This is a genomic window from Xanthomonas sp. SHU 308, from assembly GCF_000364645.1.
In the GTDB taxonomy this organism is placed as follows: Bacteria; Pseudomonadota; Gammaproteobacteria; order Xanthomonadales; family Xanthomonadaceae; genus Xanthomonas_A; species Xanthomonas_A sontii.
In genome coordinates this window covers 1-1,470 of record NZ_AQOK01000729.1, presented here as the reverse complement: position 1 = coordinate 1,470, position 1,470 = coordinate 1, and the positions used below count along the sequence as shown (strand labels likewise).

Annotated in this window: 2 protein-coding genes and 1 pseudogene; all 3 read right to left on the bottom strand. The window is 71.8% G+C overall.

Going from position 1 to position 1,470, the window contains the following annotated elements; genetic code table 11:
• A pseudogene (locus D588_RS26850) lies at window positions 1-191 on the bottom strand (hypothetical protein); the annotation flags it as partial.
• Window positions 188-1,006, bottom strand: coding sequence for an SDR family oxidoreductase (locus tag D588_RS0119530; RefSeq protein WP_017917188.1), 819 nt, complete (start codon window positions 1,004-1,006; stop codon window positions 188-190). The pseudogene D588_RS26850 and the gene D588_RS0119530, both read right to left, overlap by 4 nt.
• Window positions 1,006-1,470: iron-containing redox enzyme family protein (locus D588_RS0119525; RefSeq protein WP_017917187.1), on the bottom strand; the 465-nt coding region annotated here is incomplete at its 5' end. The genes D588_RS0119525 and D588_RS0119530, both read right to left, overlap by 1 nt.

Genomic DNA, 1,470 nt, shown 5'->3' with positions numbered 1-1,470 from the left:
CGGGCGGCGGCCGCCTGCGCGGCCAGGCTGGCATAGGCCTCCAGGCGCTGCGGCTTCGGCGTCTGGTAGGCGACCTGGGCCCACTGGTCGCGCACCGCGACCACTGCCGGCGTCAGCGGCGCGGCGGCGACGGCCGCCCCCAGCGGCGACAGCGCAAGCAACAACGACAGCGCACGCATACGGACGTTCATCGGGCATCTCCAAATCGGGAAGGAGCGCGCGCGGCATGCCGGCGCACCACGGGCAACTGCGCTTTCAAACTGCGGTCCACCAGCCCCGGCAAGGCGCCGTTGAGGCGGGCGAAGAGTTTTTCCGGCCAACCGATCTGCAGGCGCCGATCACCGCGTTCGATCGCCTGGCGCAGCGCGCGCGCCACCCGCTCGGGCGTATCCGCGCCGACCTTCAGCTCTTGGTTCATCGCATCCACCTGCGCGGTGTTGAACGCGGTGCGGGTGGCGCGCGGCGCCAGGTACTGGAAACGCACATGGCTGTCGGCGTACTCGCGCGCCAGCGCCTCGAACAGCCCGCGCAGGCCGAACTTGCTGGCGCTGTAGCCGGCGAAACCGGGGAAGCCCAGGCTGCCGAAGGTGGAGCCGACCGCCACCACCGTGGCCTGCGGCTGCGCCTGCAGCAACGGCAGCAGCGCGCGCACCAGCAACATCGGCGCCATCAGGTTGGTGTCGAGCAATTGCCGCAGATCCTGCTCGGACTGCTCGGCGAACAGGCCGAAGCCGCTCTGCGCATGCGCGATCAGCAGCAGCGAGGGACGGATCGGCAAGGCCCCGGCGGCGGCGAGCAACTGCGCGCGCCCGGCCGGCGTGGACAGGTCCAGCGGCAGCGGCAGCACCCGCCCCTGCGGATGCCGGCCGGCGACCTGCGCCAGGCGCACCGGGTCGCGGCCGACCGCCAGCACGCAGGCACCGGCGGCCACCAGTTCGTCGCACAGGGCGGCGCCGATGCCGCCGCTGGCGCCGGTGAGAATCACACTGCGTCCGTTGAGATCCATCATGCGGCCTCCGCCATGGGCAGCGCCGGCTGTGCGCGCAGGCTGCGGAAAATGTCGCCGTACAGGCCGTAGAAGCGCTTGGCCGCATGCACCACGGCGCGCTGGTCGTCGGCATCGTCGAGCCGGTCCATCAGGCCTTCGAAGAAGCCGGCATGCTCGATGTCCAGGTCGCCGTGCGAGCGCAGGTAGCTGAAGGCGTTGCGCGGCAGGCCCAGCGAGGTCTCGATGCTCTCGGCCGCGCGCGTGGCCAGCGCCACGCTGGTGCCTTCCAGCACCAGCACCATGCCGAAGAAGCCGACCGGATTGCCGCGGGCGATGGTGTCGTAGGCGTAGGCCACCATCAGTTCGGTCGCCGCCGAGGGCATCGAGGCGGCGGCGGCGGCGCGGTCGGCGCCGCAGGCGGCCAGGTCGTCGAGGATCCACTCCTGGTGGCCCAGTTCTTCCTCGATGTACTCGGCCACCGC